12 protein-coding genes are annotated in these 15,765 nt (G+C 67.1%); 5 read left to right on the plus strand and 7 right to left on the minus strand.

Translation table 11 applies throughout. The annotated features are described in order from the left end of the window. The first annotated feature begins 29 nt into the window (after window positions 1-29). The 4 genes from C5O79_RS20020 (at window position 30) to C5O79_RS20035 (ending at window position 5,686) form a co-directional block, all read left to right on the plus strand. Window positions 30-758 carry a class I SAM-dependent methyltransferase gene (locus C5O79_RS20020; protein WP_046548434.1) on the plus strand — a complete coding sequence of 243 codons (729 nt, stop codon included), beginning with the start codon at window positions 30-32 and terminating at the stop codon, window positions 756-758. 296 nt (window positions 759-1,054) lie between these two features. Beyond that, window positions 1,055-2,236: a macrolide transporter subunit MacA gene (gene macA / locus C5O79_RS20025; protein ID WP_047849585.1), complete on the plus strand. Its 1,182-nt coding sequence runs from the start codon at window positions 1,055-1,057 to the stop codon at window positions 2,234-2,236. A gap of 2 nt (window positions 2,237-2,238) precedes the next feature. Next, window positions 2,239-4,299, plus strand: coding sequence for a MacB family efflux pump subunit (locus tag C5O79_RS20030; RefSeq protein ID WP_122476510.1), 2,061 nt, complete (start codon window positions 2,239-2,241; stop codon window positions 4,297-4,299). A gap of 13 nt (window positions 4,300-4,312) precedes the next feature. Beyond that, window positions 4,313-5,686, plus strand: a complete 1,374-nt coding sequence (locus tag C5O79_RS20035; protein WP_122476513.1) for an efflux transporter outer membrane subunit — start codon at window positions 4,313-4,315, stop codon at window positions 5,684-5,686. A gap of 42 nt (window positions 5,687-5,728) precedes the next feature. On the opposite strand, the gene C5O79_RS20040 is transcribed toward C5O79_RS20035, so the two are convergent. Then, window positions 5,729-7,267: an MFS transporter gene (locus C5O79_RS20040; protein WP_131931584.1), complete on the minus strand. Its 1,539-nt coding sequence runs from the start codon at window positions 7,265-7,267 to the stop codon at window positions 5,729-5,731. 171 nt (window positions 7,268-7,438) lie between these two features. On the opposite strand from C5O79_RS20040, the gene C5O79_RS20045 reads away from it, so the two are divergent. Continuing rightward, window positions 7,439-8,344, plus strand: a complete 906-nt coding sequence (locus tag C5O79_RS20045; RefSeq protein WP_047849581.1) for a LysR family transcriptional regulator — start codon at window positions 7,439-7,441, stop codon at window positions 8,342-8,344. A gap of 67 nt (window positions 8,345-8,411) precedes the next feature. Here C5O79_RS20045 and C5O79_RS20050 read toward each other — a convergent pair whose 3' ends face one another. From C5O79_RS20050 to mmsB, 6 genes are all read right to left on the minus strand, one after another. Next, window positions 8,412-9,455, minus strand: a complete 1,044-nt coding sequence (locus tag C5O79_RS20050) for an AbrB family transcriptional regulator (RefSeq protein ID WP_122476518.1) — start codon at window positions 9,453-9,455, stop codon at window positions 8,412-8,414. Next, window positions 9,452-10,825 carry an FAD/NAD(P)-binding protein gene (locus tag C5O79_RS20055; protein WP_163009034.1) on the minus strand — a complete coding sequence of 458 codons (1,374 nt, stop codon included), beginning with the start codon at window positions 10,823-10,825 and terminating at the stop codon, window positions 9,452-9,454. Before C5O79_RS20055 ends, C5O79_RS20050 begins: the two co-directional genes overlap by 4 nt. Window positions 10,826-10,913: 88 nt before the next feature. Further along, entirely contained in the window at window positions 10,914-12,140 is a 1,227-nt protein-coding gene (locus C5O79_RS20060; protein ID WP_122476524.1) for a biotin carboxylase, read from the minus strand. Between the two features lie 785 nt (window positions 12,141-12,925). Next, on the minus strand, window positions 12,926-14,065 hold the full coding sequence (locus C5O79_RS20070; RefSeq protein WP_047849579.1) for an enoyl-CoA hydratase/isomerase family protein: 1,140 nt from the start codon (window positions 14,063-14,065) through the stop codon (window positions 12,926-12,928). Then, complete coding sequence (locus tag C5O79_RS20075) at window positions 14,062-14,853, minus strand: enoyl-CoA hydratase (RefSeq protein WP_122476526.1); 792 nt, start codon at window positions 14,851-14,853, stop codon at window positions 14,062-14,064. The genes C5O79_RS20070 and C5O79_RS20075 overlap by 4 nt, the downstream gene beginning before the upstream one ends. Further along, window positions 14,853-15,752, minus strand: a complete 900-nt coding sequence (gene mmsB, locus C5O79_RS20080; protein ID WP_122476528.1) for a 3-hydroxyisobutyrate dehydrogenase — start codon at window positions 15,750-15,752, stop codon at window positions 14,853-14,855. The genes C5O79_RS20075 and mmsB overlap by 1 nt, the downstream gene beginning before the upstream one ends. Between the last annotated feature and the right edge of the window lie 13 nt (window positions 15,753-15,765).

Here is a 15,765-nt window from a genome sequence, read left to right on the forward strand (position 1 = left end):
GCGCGCCCTGCCCGCACGAGGCCCTACGCATGACGCAGAACATCTACGACGACCCGGCCTTCTTCGAAGGCTACAGCCGCCTGAACCGCTCGATTCACGGCCTCGACGGCGCACCCGAATGGCCCGCGCTGCGCGCGCTGCTGCCCGAGCTGCGCGGCCGCAACGTGCTCGACCTCGGCTGCGGCTACGGCTGGTTCAGCCGCTGGGCGGCCGACCAGGGCGCGGCAAGCGTGCTCGGCATCGATGTCTCCGCGCGCATGCTCGAACGCGCGGCCTCGACCGCCGCGCACCCGGCGATCGCGTACCGCCGCGCCGATCTCGAAACGCTCACGCTGCCGGATGCCGCGTTCGATCTCGCGTACAGTTCGCTCGCCTTCCACTACGTCGCGCACCTCGACACGCTGCTGCGCACGATCCATCGCGCGCTCGTGCCCGGCGGGCGGCTCGTGTTCTCGATCGAGCATCCCGTTTATACGGCGCCGCGCCGGCCCGGCTTCGTCGTCGATACGCAGGGCAACCGCTCCTGGCCGCTCGACGGCTACCAGCGCGAAGGCGAGCGCGTGACCGACTGGCTCGCGCCGGGCGTCGTCAAGCAGCACCGTACGCTCGGCACGCTCGTGAACCTGCTGATCGGCAGCGGCTTCACGCTCACGCACCTGAACGAATGGGGGCCGACGCAGGCGCAGGTCGATGCGCTGCCCGCGCTCGACGAGGAACGCGACCGGCCGATGATGGCGCTCGTCGCCGCGCAGCGCTAACGCACGTCAGCGCACGCCGCGACACCCGCACGAACCTTCGCTTGCCGTTGTCACGGTCCGCAACAATGACGCCGCACGGCCTCCGTTGCCGTGCGGCGTTCGCACAATTCAGCACAATTTCCACACGATTTGGCGTGAAGTCCTCGCTTACCATGAGCGGCTGATCCGACTCGGCACGCCCGCGCGATGCGTACGCGGATGCCGTCGCGGGCACCCTGCCCGACATGCGACGCCGACCGGATCGTCCCGCCCGGCCGCACGCATCGCCGGCACCGCCCGCTCCTCGCCGCACGCTCATGACTCAGAAGACCCATCGCCGCCGGCGCATCGTGCTGGCTACCCTTGCCATCGTGGCGATCGCCGCCGGCATCACGCTGAAGGCGTGCGCGCCCGACAAGCATCCGCAATACCTGTCCGCGCCCGTCTCGCGCGGCGATCTCGAGAACGCGGTGCTGGCAACCGGCGCGCTGCAGGCGTTCCGGCAGGTCGACGTCGGCGCGCAGGTGTCGGGGCAGTTGAAGTCGCTGAAGGTCAGGCTCGGCGACAAGGTCACGAAGGGCCAGTGGCTCGCCGAGATCGATCCCGTGATTTCGGAAAACGCACTGCGTCAAGCGCGCGCCAGCGAAGAAAGCCTGCGCGCGCAGCAGCAATCGACCGCCGCGCAACTCACGCAGGCCGAGCTCGCATTCAAGCGCCAGCAGGCGATGCTGCCCGACGATGCGACCTCGCGCGAATCGTTCGAGGCCGCGCGTGCGACGCTCGACGTGCAGCGCGCAACCCTCGCGTCGCTCGCCGCGCAGATCCGCTCGGCCCGCATCCAGATCGAAACCGCGCAAGCCAACCTCGGTTACACGCGCATCGTCGCGCCGATCGACGGCGAGGTCGTCGCGGTCGTCACGCAGGAAGGCCAGACCGTGATCGCGCAGCAGCAGGCGCCGGTGATCCTGAAGCTCGCCGATCTCGACACGATGACCGTGAAGGCGCAGGTGTCGGAGGCCGACGTGATCCGTGTGCGTGGCGGCCAGACCGCGTATTTCACGATCCTCGGCGAACCGGACAAGCGTCACTACGGCAAGCTGCGCGCGATCGAGCCGGCGCCGCAGAACTATGCCGAAGCGCAGAGCCCGCTCGGCGGCGGCTCGAAGCCGAACTCGGCCGTGTTCTACAACGCGCTGTTCGAAGTCCCGAATCCCGAGCACCGGCTGCGCATTTCGATGACCGCGCAAGTCAGCATCGTGCTCAGCAACGCACGCAACGCGCTCAGCATTCCGGCCGCCGCGCTCGGCGAAAAACGCAAGGACGGCACCTACGCGGTGCGCGTGCTGCGCGCCGACGGCAGCACGGAAACGCGCAACGTCCGCATCGGCATCAACAACAACGTGCGCGTCGAAGTCCTGGGCGGCCTGAAGGACGGCGAACGCGTCGTGATCGGCGACGCAGCCGGTGACGACCACGCGCCGCTCGCGGACGTGGTGTGACGATGAGCCAGCCCCTGCTGAAACTCGCTGCCGTTACGCGACGCTTCCCGGCCGGCGACAAGGATGTCGTTGTCCTGAACAACGTCAACCTGTCGATCCACGCGGGCGAGATCGTCGCGATCGTCGGCGCGTCGGGCTCCGGGAAGTCGACGCTGATGAACATCCTCGGCTGCCTCGACCACCCGAGCGAAGGCACCTACACGGTGGGCGGCCGCGACACGCACATGCTCGACAGCGACGAGCTCGCGCAACTGCGCCGCGAGCACTTCGGCTTCGTGTTCCAGCGCTATCACCTGCTGCCGCACGTCGACGCGGTCGCGAACCTCGAAATGCCCGCGATCTACGCCGGCACGCCGCGCGCCGAACGGCACGCACGCGCACGCGAACTGCTCGCGCGCCTCGGGCTCGCGGATCGGGCGCACCATCGCCCCGGGCAGCTGTCCGGCGGCCAGCAGCAGCGCGTGAGCATCGCGCGTGCGCTGATGAACGGCGGCCAGGTGATCCTCGCCGACGAACCGACCGGCGCGCTCGACACGAAAAGCGGCCAGGACGTGATCCGCATCCTGCACGAGCTGAACGCGCTCGGCCATACGATCGTCATCGTCACGCACGACCCGGCCGTCGCGCGCCATGCGAAGCGCATCATCGAGATCAGCGACGGCGAGATCGTCGCCGACCGGCCGAATCGGCACTATGCGGAAGCCCTCGCGGAAGTGAGCGTGGGCGCAGCAGAAGCGGCGGAGGCGATCGAAGCGGAAGCCGGCGCGCTACCCGCCGACGATCGCCACGACACGCCGCCGCCCGCACCGGTCGACACCGATGCGCATCCCGATACCGGCACCCGCACGCGACGCTTCGCGGCCGGCTCCGGCCGCTTCGCCGAAGCCTGCCGGATGGCGTGGATCGCGCTCGTGTCGCACCGGCTGCGCACGCTGCTGACGATGCTCGGCATCATCATCGGCATCACGTCGGTCGTGTCGATCGTCGCGATCGGCGAAGGCGCGAAGCGCTACATGCTCGACGAGATCGGCAGCATCGGCACGAACACGATCAACCTCTATCCGGGCACCGACTGGGGCGACAGCCGCGCCGACGCGATCCAGACGCTCGTGCCCGCCGACGTCGCCGCGCTCGCCGAACAGCCGTACGTCGACAGCGCGACGCCCGAAACGTCGCGCACGCTGCTGCTGCGCTACCGCAACGTCGACGTGAACGCGCTCGTGAGCGGCGTCGGCGACCGCTTCTTCCAGGCCCGCGGGATGCGCTTCGCACAGGGTGTCGCATTCGACGAGGACGCGGTGCGCCGCCAGGTGCAGGTGGCCGTGATCGACCAGAACACGCGCCGCAAGCTGTTCGGCGCGACGCGCAACCCGATCGGCGAAGTGATCCTGGTGGACAACGTGCCGTGCGTCGTGATCGGCGTGACCGCCGACAAGAAGAGCGCATTCGGCAGCGTGAAGAGCCTGAACGTGTGGGTGCCGTACACCACCGCGAGCGGGCGCCTGTTCGGGCAGCGCCATCTCGACAGCATCACCGTGCGCGTGCGCGACGGGCAACCGAGCGCCGCCGCCGAGAAAAGCCTCGAAAAGCTGATGACGCAGCGCCACGGCCGCAAGGACTTCTTCACGTACAACATGGACAGCGTGGTGAAGACCGTCGAGAAGACCGGCCAGTCGCTCACCTTGCTGCTGTCGCTGATCGCGGTGATCTCGCTCGTCGTCGGCGGGATCGGCGTGATGAACATCATGCTGGTGTCGGTCACCGAGCGCACGCGCGAAATCGGCATCCGGATGGCGGTCGGCGCGCGCCAGTCCGACATCCTGCAGCAGTTTCTCGTCGAGGCCGTGCTCGTCTGCCTGCTCGGCGGCACGATCGGCATCGCGCTGTCGTTCGGGCTCGGTGCGCTGTTCTCGATGTTCGTCGCGCAGTGGAAGATGGTGTTCTCGGCCGGCGCGATCGTGACCGCGTTCGTCTGCTCGACGCTCACCGGTGTGATATTCGGCTTCATGCCCGCACGCAACGCGTCGCGGCTCGATCCGATCGATGCGCTCGCGCGCGACTGACGCAAGGCCCGCCATGACGCATTGCTCACCGCTTCACCGCCTTGGCGCATTCGCGTGCGCGGCCGCGCTGCTCGCCGGCTGCGCAGGCGCGCGCCACGAACCGCTGCCCGCCGTCGCGATGCCCGCGAACTGGGAAGCACCGGTTTCCGCCAATGCACCGGCCACGACGCGCGACTGGTGGCGCAGCTTCGGCGATCCGCGACTCGATGCGCTGATCGACGACGCGCTGCGTGCCAACAACGACCTCGCGATCGCGGCGATCCGCGTGTACCGCGCGCAGCTGCAGGCCGGGCTCGCGGATACGAACCTGACGCCCACCGTGTCGCTCGGCGCGAACGGCACTGTGTCGCGCACGCTCGATACCCACCAGATGAGCCGGACGAGCGGCGTGACCGGCTCGCTCAGCTATGAAATCGACCTGTGGGGCCGCCTGGCCGCGCTGCGCGACGCCGCGCGCTGGGAAGCCGACGCGACGGCCGCCGATCTCGAAGCCGCAAGGCTGTCGCTGATCGGCACGACGGCGTCGCTGTACTGGCAGATCGGTTATCTGAACCGGCAGATCGCACTCGGCGACGCGAACATCGCATATGCGGTCCGCACGCTCGCGGTCGTCCGGTCGCGGCATACGGCCGGCGCCGTGTCGGGGCTCGACCTTGCGCAGGCCGAACAGAGCCTCGCCGCGCAACGCGCCGCGCAGACGCAACTGCTCCAGCAGCGCACCGAGAACCGCCACGCGCTCGCGATCCTGTTCGACCGGCCGCCGCAGCAACTCGCGGCGGAACCGTCGGCGCTACCCGTCGCTGCGCCGCCGGAAGTCGCGGCCGGCCTGCCCGCGAGCCTGCTCGGCCGGCGCCCCGACCTGCGCGCGGCGGAATTCCGGTTGCGCGAGTCGCTCGCGCAAGTCGACGCGACACGCACGAGCTTCTATCCGGCCTTCACGCTGACCGGCCAGGCCGGCACGTCGAGCCCGAGCCTCGAGCGCGTGCTGATGAATCCGGTCGGCACGCTCGGGCTGGGCCTGGCACTGCCGTTCATCCAGTGGAACACGATGCAGCTGCAGATCAAGGTGTCGAAGTCGCAGTACGAGGAAGCCGTCGTCGGGTTCCGCCAGAAGCTCTATACGGCGCTCGCGGAAGTCGAAAACGTGCTGTCGGCGCGTGTGCAGCTCGAACGCGAGGCCGAGCAGCGCGCGCTGTCGCTGGCCCAGGCGCAGCGCGCCGAACAGCTGGCCGCCGCGCGCTTCGCGGCCGGCGCGACCGCCGTGCAGCCGTGGCTCGACCAGCAGCAGCGGCTGCGCGACGCGCAAAGCGCCGACGAGCTGACGCGCCTGAACCGGCTCAACAACCAGATGACGCTGTACCGCACGCTCGGCGGCGGGATGTCCTGACCGGCGCGTGCACCGCGCCGGCCGCGCCGATCACGCGCGGTGTCATTCACACACGGGCGCCCCACGCCGCGCCGGTGCGAACGCCACCGCGCTCGCCGTCGCGAGCAGTGCCACGCCCGCCGCGCCATACACCATCACCCAGCCGAACCCGTGCACGAGCGCCGCGTGCAGCGCCGCGCCGGTCGGGTCGGCCTGCGCGAGCGCCGGTGCGATCTCGTGCAGCCCGTCGGTCCGGCCGGACGCAATCTCCTGCGCGAGCCGGCGCAGCGCTGCGTCGCCGATCGTGCCCGCGACACCGGCCTTCAGGTTCGCGACGATCCCCGCGACCAGCACGAAGCCCATCGCCGCGATGTTCAGCGCGAGCGAGATCATCCGCGCGCTCATGTCGATGCCCGACGCCATCCCGGCCCGCGAACTCGGCACCGCGCCCGTCGTCGTGTTGGTCACGGGCGTGTTCGTGAGCCCGAGCCCGATGCCGGCGATCACGCAGCCGGGCAGCATCGTGATCCAGCTTGCATGGTCGGCCGCGCTGCCGATCCGCATCAACGCGAACCCCGCGGCGATCGTGAACAGGCCGCCCGGGATCACGACACCCGGCCCGTAGCGCAGCGCGAGCCGTTCGCCGAACGGCGGCGCGACCAGCGTCGGCAAGGTGTACGCGAGCAACGCGAGGCCGGCCGTCACGCTGTCGTAGCCGAGCGCGACCTGGAACCAGATCGGCAGGTAGATCATGAACGGCCAGAAGCTGAAGTTCATCCCCATCGAACCGAAGATCGAGCCGGTGAACGCGCGAATCCGGAACACCGAGAAATCGAACATCGGCCGCGCACTGGCGCGCTCCGCGATGAAGAAGCCGGCCAGCGCCAGCACGGTCGCGCCGAGCACGCCGAGGCCGGCCGCGCTGGTCAGCCCGAGCGCCGCACTTTGCGTGATATAGAACGCCAGGCCGAGCACCGCGAGCGACAGCGTGACGATGCCTGCGACGTCGAGCCTGCCCGCGTGCGGATCGCGCGACTCCTGCACCGCGCCGCCGATCAGCACGAGCGCAATGGCCGCGAGCGGCGCATGGACGAGGAACACCCACGGCCAGCTCGCCAGCGCGACGATCGCGCCGCCGACGATCGGCCCGAACCCGAGCCCGATGCCGAACACGATCCCCCAGATCCCGAACGCGCGACCACGCTCGCGGCCGTCGCGGAACTGATGCGACAGCACCGCAATCTGGCAGATCAGCATCGCGCCGCCGCTCGCGCCCTGCAGCAGCCGCCCCGCGACGAGCACCGGCACGTTCGGCGCGAGCCCGCACAGCAGCGACGTCAAACCGAACAGCACGGTGCCGATCACGTACACGCGCTTGCGGCCGAACCGGTCGGCGAGCGTGCCGGCCGCCATCAGCACGGTCGTGCACGCGATCGTGTACGCATTCATGATCCACTGCATGCCGTTGAAATCGCCATGCAGCACGTGTTCGAGCGTCGGCAGGATCACCGGCACGCTCGAGATTTCGAGGCCGAACATCAGCGACGTGAGACAGACGGCCGCGAGTGCGACCGCATTCCTGCGGGAGTCGGATTGCGTCATGCGTATTGCGCCTCAGCCCGGCAACGGGCCGCGCGCCTCCAGGTGAGAAGGATTCGCCGCGTGCGGCCGGTGACGCACGCTGGACGGGAATCGATACTATAGTGAGAATTTCCATCCCCATTGACGCACGCATTTCTCCAGACTGGGGAACTGCAGGACTCAATTTCCCCCATGACCGACAGACTCGACGGCGTGACGACCTTCGTCCAGGTAGTGGAATCGGGCAGCTTCGCGCTCGCCGCGGAACGGCTCGACATGACGCGCTCGGCGGTCGGCAAGGCTGTCGCACGGCTCGAGAAGCGGCTCGGCGCGCGGCTGCTGCAGCGCACGACACGCAGCCAGAGCCTGACCGACGACGGCCAGGCGTACTACGACCGCTGCGTGCGCGCGCTCGCGGAACTGGAAGCGGCGGAGGCCGACCTCGACTGCGGCCGCAACGAGCCGCGCGGCAAGCTGCGCCTGAGCGTGCCGCTCGCGTTCGGGCACCACTGCGTGACGCCCATCGTGCTCGATCTCGCGCGCACCTATCCGCATTTGCGGATCGACGTGTCGATCACCGACCGTTTCGTCGATCTCGTCGAGGAAGGCATCGACCTCGCAGTGCGGATCGGCACGCTCGCGGACAGCACGAGCCTCGCGGTGCGGCGGCTCGGCACGCAATACGGCAGCCTCGGCGCGGCGCCGTCGTATCTCGCCCGCTACGGGATGCCGAAGACGCTCGACGACCTGAAAGACCACCGGACGATCGCGTATTCACGCTCGGGCGTGATTCAACCGTGGGACTTGCGCGCGCTGGACGGCTCGACGGTGCGGATCGACATGCCGCATCAACTGAGCTTCGACGACGTGCAGGCGATCGCGGCGGCCGGCGCGTCGGGGTTCGGAATCGCGTGGGTGCCGAGCTGGCTGCTCGACCAGTACGTGAAGCGCGGGGAGATGGTGGTCGTGCTGGATCGCTGCTTCGTCTGCGAAGGCGACATCCACGCGATCTGGCCGAAGACGCGCTACCTGCCGCGCAAGACGCGCTGCGTGATCGACGCGCTCGCGCAGGCGGTGCCGCCGATGATCGAACGATAGGCAGGACTGCGCACGGTGCCGCGGATCGTGCCGTACACAAACGTGCGACACGTGCGCGCTACCCGCGCTACTTCGCGTCACCGCCGTCGATCGCCAGCATGCGCCGGCGGCGGGCGCGGGCGAGTGCCGCCGGCGCGAAGTGCAGCACGACCAGCCGCGTCAGATGATGTGACAGTACGAACACGACATTCAATCCGCCGCCATAGGCCACGATCGTGATCGTCTCGATGGCCCCGGGCGCATACGAAAGCCACAGCGGCAGCACCCCATAGCCGGACAGCCGCGCCATCGCCCACGCGAACGCACCGGCCACCATCAGCATCAGCGCGATGCACGCAAGGCCGGTCCGGCCGTATCGCAGCCCGTCCGCCAGTGTGATCTGCTTGAACTGTGCGCCGATCAGCGCGCCCAGGATGACCGACGCCGCATCGACACACCATGCCGGCACTTCGACGTCATGCAGCCATCCCGCTCGCACGAACACGCCGGTCAGCACGATGGCCGTGATCATGAACGGCGCCGGCACACCGAGCCCGAGCAACGCCCGCCCGGCCAGCACGCACAGCGCGACCAGCCCCGTCAGCGCCAGCCATGTCTCGGCCGGCAACGCGGTGACCGCCGCTTGCTGCGGCGCACCCGCCTGCGCCGGAATGAAGCAACTGACGAGAATCGTGATCGACAGGAGCCGCACGAGATGCACGACGATCACCTTGGCCGACGCGCGCTCGGATTCCAGCAGGTCGAATACCGCGGCGAGTGCGCCGGGATAGACGGCCAACAGTGCATCGGCCCGGTTCCAGCGCGAGACGCGGGACAGCCAAAGACTGCCGACTGCAATCTGCGTGGCCAGGCATACGAGCAGGACGCCCAGGCTCGGCACGATCGAGACGACCGTCTGCGTGTCCCACGACCTGAACAACAAGCCGGTCGCCATGCCGAGCACGATCTGCACGAACTCGAGACCGAAGCGCAGCCTAGGCGCGAAACCGAACCGGCTGGTCGCGATCGACGCGGCGAGAATCGCGCCGAGCAGCAGGCCATGCGGGACGCCTGCAACCCGCAGCACGAGCCCGACCGTGGTCAGGCAGGCAAGATACGCGAGCGTTTTCATCGGGAAGCGGCCTGGTTGTTAGCCAGGTTCCGGCAAATCGTTTTCGCTTGCATCTGCAGGACATCGATGTTGCTGACGGCATAGAACACACCAACGGTCGGGTTACCGATCGCGAAGATGTTCGACGGGCCGTCGGCCCCGATCACGCGGCAATCGTCGTAGCGCACCTCGATGCCGCCATAGGGATGCCGGACGCACAATCCCGACGCCGACATGTTCGCGTAGATCGCACTGTCCATTGCGTCGCCGGATCCCGTGGCATTGATGATGTGCGAGAACGCATGACTGAAGCCCCTCCCTTGCACGACGAAGTCCTGCTGCCCCGCCCGCACCTCGCGCAGGCCGGTGCGGCACGCAAGCCTCCCGGCCTTCAGATAATGCTGGATCTTCATCCAGTTGTCCTTCGGAATCGGCACGCGAAGCTGACGCCACGGCCCCCTGAGCTTTCTGACGAACACCTGCCGCTCGCGCTCGGGCAATGCATGCCAGAGCATCGGCACGACTAGATTGGTGGCGGCGAGGACCGAATAGATTTCCTTGCGGGATGCCGACACCCGGCTGTGATCGCGCATCAGGTCGCTGAGGTTCACGTCGATGCCTTGCGCGTCGAACTCTTCATTGAACAGCGTCTCGACGACCTTCAACGTCGCACCGCCGATGCGCAGGCGACGCTTGATCGTGTCCTCGCTCAACACCTTCAACTGGCAAGGCACATACTCGTCGCTATAGTTCGGCAGCTTACTGTGCCGAGTCAGCATCGTGACGTGATTGACTTCGTTGCCGGCCAGCAGCGTTAACGCCACATCGATCGCAGACAGCTGGTTGCCCAGCACCCCGATGCGGTCGGAACAGATGCCTTCGAGACAGACTGTCGGGTACGGATTATTAACATAGCCCGACTGCCCCCGGAGCCCGTACAAGTCGGTCGGTTCCGTATTGCCGGTCGCGAGCACCAGTGCATCGTATCCCGGCACCGTCCCGATCGACGTTCGCAGCACGTAGCGCCCGTCCTCCACCGTCACGTCGAGCACATTCGCCCGCTGATAGCGAATCGCCAAATGCTCGCGCATGGACGAGCGCAGCGACTCCTCGACGAATTTTCCGAACAAGGGCCGCGGCTGGTACGAGTCGGCACCGGCCTCGACGGTCCCCTGCAGCCATTTGCGAAAGTCGCCACGCTCCCGCAGGTACATCAGGCTCGCGGGCCTGTTCACCAGATTGCCCGGCGAGTCCGCCTGATAGGCCAGGCCGGCCCCGATACTGCCGGCGGCATCGTAGACGTCGATTTCCATCGCCGGCGCGAGTTGCTTCAAGCGCTCGATAACCACGGCACCGCTGTAGCCAAGACCGACAATTGCCACTTTTTTCATGTCACACCTTGCCATTCCAGAATCCTCGCCCCAACGCGTACCAGGCACTCGCCGGACCCGTCGCGCCCACCGCACGCGCGCGCCGCGCTCACTCCCAGACGAATGCGTCGCGCACCCAATCGTCGAGCGCAACGAGGTGGCGACTGACCGCCTGTTCGCTGTCGCCGTCGACGACGGCGGACACGATCTCGGCATTCGTCATCTTCATGCCCGAGTAGGTCACACCCTTTTGCGCGGTGACAGCGCAATAGCGGATGAACGGGAGATCGATCCGTGCCGGAAAATCACGCAGGGTTCCTGCCCGCGGCGGAATATTGAGTTGGCCGAGCAGACTCTTCGCGACGATGCTTTGCGTCAAACTCGACGACGCCCCGCCACGCAACGCGTCAATCAGGGTCATGCGCGGGTCGATGCCATAAGCCGCAGACAATTCCTGGTTGACGCTGCAACCGCCAAGCCGGCAAGCGATCTCGCAAACCACCAGTTCGTCGCCGTCGAGGAACACCTCGAGGTGAAACAACATCGTGGGAATCGGCGGCAGCGCACGCTCGACGATGTTCCGGGTCAATTCCACGCACGCGTCGTGCAATGGATTGTCCGCAGCCAGCATCTGGAATCCGAGGCTCTTGCCACCCAGGAAATCGAGGCAGGTCACGGTCGAGCGAACGGGAGAAACGATGATCGGCTTGCCGTTGATGTACAAGCCGTTGACGTTCAACAGCGGTGCGTCCAGGAATTTTTCGACCATCAGGTTATGGAAGGTCGTGCCGTCCTGCTCCGTCAGATAGGTCAATAGCGCCTGCCGGTCGCGCAGCACGCTCACGCCGCCCGATCCGCGGCCATCACGCGGCTTGACCACCACCGGATAACCATGACGCTCGATAAAGTCGTCGATCTCGCACGCGGAGCGTACGGCCGCCATCGAATTGATGCGGATGCCCCGTTCGGCCAGCCGCTGCTTCATCAGGAACTTGTCCCGGTAAAGCAGCGTGGCGGCTTCGTGGCTGCCGCCGCTCGCGTGGATACGGTCCTTGATCCGCGCGGCCCGCAGCAGGTCGACCTCCGCCAACGCGATGACAGCATCGGTGCGCAAGGTCCGGGCCTCGGCCAAAGCATCGAGTTCGACCCGAGCCGAATCGTTGAACCGCTCGTACAGGCGAAACATGCCGGACAGACCTGGCAAGCGGGCATGCAGCGCATCCCGCGCCGCCAGGTCGCTGTAGATCAACGACTGAGGGCCGAGCGCCTCCAGCCACGCCGTCTCCGAGTGTTGCAGCAGAATTTTCGCGGGTGCGAACAAGATTGCCGAATTCAAACTACCTCCTCATTTACGGGAGCGATCAAATACCCACCTTCAAATCACACGAAAATGTAATTTGAAGTAATTGAATTGAAATATTGAATTTTTAAAACAGAGAGCCCGATTATTTCAGACTCAATCATCCTGATTCACGCATCCAATAGAGATGCGACGACACACGTTTCAACTCACGTTAAAACGAAAAATGCGCAACGTACCCGTCAGGGAAACCAGCCGATGCACGAATGCCGATCGATCAAGCGGCGATCACGAACCCGGCCGCCAATAGACGCCCCGATCGATAGTCGATACCTGGATTTGTCTTACGGAACCCCCGGGACCGGACGGCTCAGCGCCTCGCTACAACCGCGATGGGCGAGCGGCCACGACGGTACTGTCGACGCGCGCCACCGGAATGTACAAACGCAGACAGCACGGCACCCTGCCCGGAGTAGCCCCTTTCTCTCATGCTTGCCTCGGATCTTTTATCGAATAGCGGCATCTTCATGCGCGCTTTCCATACGGCGGCTTAAAATTGATGAGCCATCAATCAAATTTTGTTTGATGATATTAATGGCTTTTCCGATTCCGTGGCAAGTAGAAACCCCCATACGCCACGCCAGAATTAGTAAATTATTATTGATATTTTCATCTATTCGTGGCGGTTGTGATTTAACGCGGCTGATGGTAGCGCGCGTTATCGTATGCACGGCACTGGATGCGTGCCGACCTCAAAAAAGAAAAACGGCGCATGCCGAAGCATGCGCCGCCTTGCAGATTGCCGGCGCAATGCCGGCGGTTCAATCCGCGCCCAGCGCCGCCAGCGGATGCGCGAACAGTTTCCACGGCGACGTGAGGAAATGCCGCACGCGTTCGGCGCGCAGCTCGACGAGCGACGCGGGCGCCCAGCGCGGCTTGCGATCCTTGTCGACGAGATGTGCACGCACGCCCTCGCAGAAATCGCCCTCCTCGATCGCCCGCGCGACGATACCGAGCTCCATCCGGAAGGATTCCGCGAGCGTCATCTGCCGGCCACGCAGCAGCGCTTCGCGCGTCACGCACAGCATCGTCGGCGAATGGCCGGTGAGCGCATCGAGCGTCGCCTGCAGCCATTGACGGTGCTCGCGCGACAGCTCCTCGCGCGCAAGATCCTGCGTCAGCGTCGCGACGATCCGCTCGACGGTCGAGCGCTTGTCGAAGTGACGCACGATCCAGGGCATCTGGCTGTCGAGCGCCGCATGCGGCACGACGTTGCACGGCGGCTCGAACACCTTGCGCAGCAACGGCAGCGCATCGCCTTCCCACTTGACGCTTTCGATGCGCGTCTCGAACGTGTCGAGCCATGCGGACGGCACGCAAAGATCCGCGAGCTTCGCCGTGAGCGCGTCGGCGCCCGACAGCATCGCGCCGGTCAGCCCGACGTACAGCTCCAGTTCGGCCGGCATGCGCGACAGGAAATGCGTCGCGCCGACGTCGGGCACGAGGCCGATGCGCGTCTCCGGCATCGCGATCTTGCTGCGCTCGGTCGCGACACGCAGCGCCGCGCCCTGCGCGAGGCCCATGCCGCCGCCCATCGTCACGCCGTCCATCAGCGCGACCACCGGCTTCGGGAACGTATGGATCGCGTAGTCGAGCCGGTATTCGTCGACGAAGAACGGCAGCCAGGTCTCGCGCTGCGCGACCATCCTGTACAGCGCACGCACGTCGCCGCCCGCGCAGAAGCCCTTCTCGCCGGCGCCGCGCAGCACGACCGCGACGATCTGGTCGTCGTCACGGCAGCGCTCGAGGAGCGCGGCCAGCTCGCCGATCATCGGGTACGACAGCGCATTGAGCGCCGCCGGCCGGTTCAGCGTGATCAGCGCCACGCGGTTCACCACGCGGAACAGCACCTCCGGTGCATGCTCCGCGAACGCGTCGTGATTCGTCACCGGCGTACTCATCGTTGCGGCTCTCCATCGTTGTGCCACTGCGGTGCGCGCTTGCCGAGGAACGCGGCCACGCCTTCGCGCGGATCGTTCGTCTCGAACAGGTCGACGAAGCGTTCGCGCTCGACCGCGAGCGCCGCGCTGCGCGGTACGCCGCGGCGCGCGAGGCCGATCAGCTCCTTGCTGTACGCGACCGCATGCGGGCTCTGCCGCGCGACGTTGCGCGCGAGCGCGAGCGCCGCATCGCGCGACGCGCCCGATTCCACGACGTCCTCGACGAGGCCGATCCTGAGCGCCGTGGCCGCATCGACGCGCGCGCCGGTCAGGATGATCTTCTTCGCCCAGCCTTCACCGACGAGCCAAGGCAGCGTCTGCGTGCCGAGGCCGCACGGCAGCAGGCCGACCGACGGTTCGGGCAGCGCCATCTGCGCATGCGTCTCCGCGATCCGCAGGTCGCACGCGAGCGCGCATTCGAGCCCGCCGCCCATCGCGTAGCCGTTGATCGCCGCGATCGTCACGACGCGCGCGTCGTGCAGCGCCTCGAACGCCGCGCCGAAGCGCGACGCCATCGCACGCGCGACTGCGCGATCGCCTTCGGCGAACGTGTTGAGGTCGGCGCCCGCGCTGAAGAACTTCGGGCCGTCGCCGGTGATTACCAGCGCGCGCACGCGCGGGTTCGCGTTCAGTTCGGCGACGGTTTCCTGCAGTTGCCGCAGCCCGTCGGCGGTAAAGGCGTTCGCGGGCGGACGCTTGAGCGTCGCGCACGCGATCGCGCCGTCGTCGACGTAGTCCAGTTCGATCATCACGCGTCCTTCTTCGTTGCCGGTTGGTACAGGCGGATCACCGCCGAGAAATCGAGCTGGCCGTCGCCGCGGCTGCTCATCGTCTGGTACAGCTGCTGCGCGAGCGCGCCGAGATAGACGGGCTGGCGGGCCTGCTTCGCGGCGTCGTTCGCGAGGCCGAGATCCTTCAGCATCAGGTCGGTGCCGAAACCGCCCGAGTAACCGCGCGACGACGGCGCGGTGTCGATCACGCCCGGATACGGGTTGTAGGTGTCCGAGCTCCAGCAGCGGCCCGTCGACGTGTTGACGATGCCTGCCAGCACCTTCGGGTCGATGCCGAGTGCGACGCCGAGCGACATCGCCTCCGACACGGCAGCCATCGAGATGCCGAGCACGAGGTTGTTGCAGACCTTTGCGACCTGCCCCATCCCCGTCGCACCGCAATGGACGATGTTCTTGCCCATGCCGGCGAGCACCGGCTTCACGCGCTCGAAATCCGCATCGCTGCCGCCGACCATGAAGGTCAACGTACCGGCCGCCGCGCCGCCGGTGCCGCCCGACACCGGCGCATCGACGAACGCGCCGCCGTGCTCGCGCACCAGCGCGCCGAACGCCTGCGCGCTCGCCGGGTCGATCGTGCTCGAATCGATCACGGTCGCGCCCGCGCCGAGGCCGGCGAGCACGCCGTTCTCGCCGGTGAGCACCGAGCGCACGTGCGGTGCGGCCGGCAGCATCGTGATGACGAACGTCGCGCCCGAGGTCGCATCGCGCGGCGACGCGGCCACCTGCGCGCCGGCATCCTGCAGTGCGCGCAATGCATCGGCGCTCAGGTCGAACGCGTGCACTTCATGGCCGGCTTTCAGCAGGTTCAGCGCCATCGGCGCGCCCATGTGGCCGAGGCCGATAAATCCGATTTTCATGTTCGTGTCCTCC

Origin of the sequence: Burkholderia sp. SRS-25 (assembly GCF_004343765.1) — a bacterium.
Lineage (GTDB): Bacteria > Pseudomonadota > Gammaproteobacteria > Burkholderiales > Burkholderiaceae > Burkholderia > Burkholderia contaminans.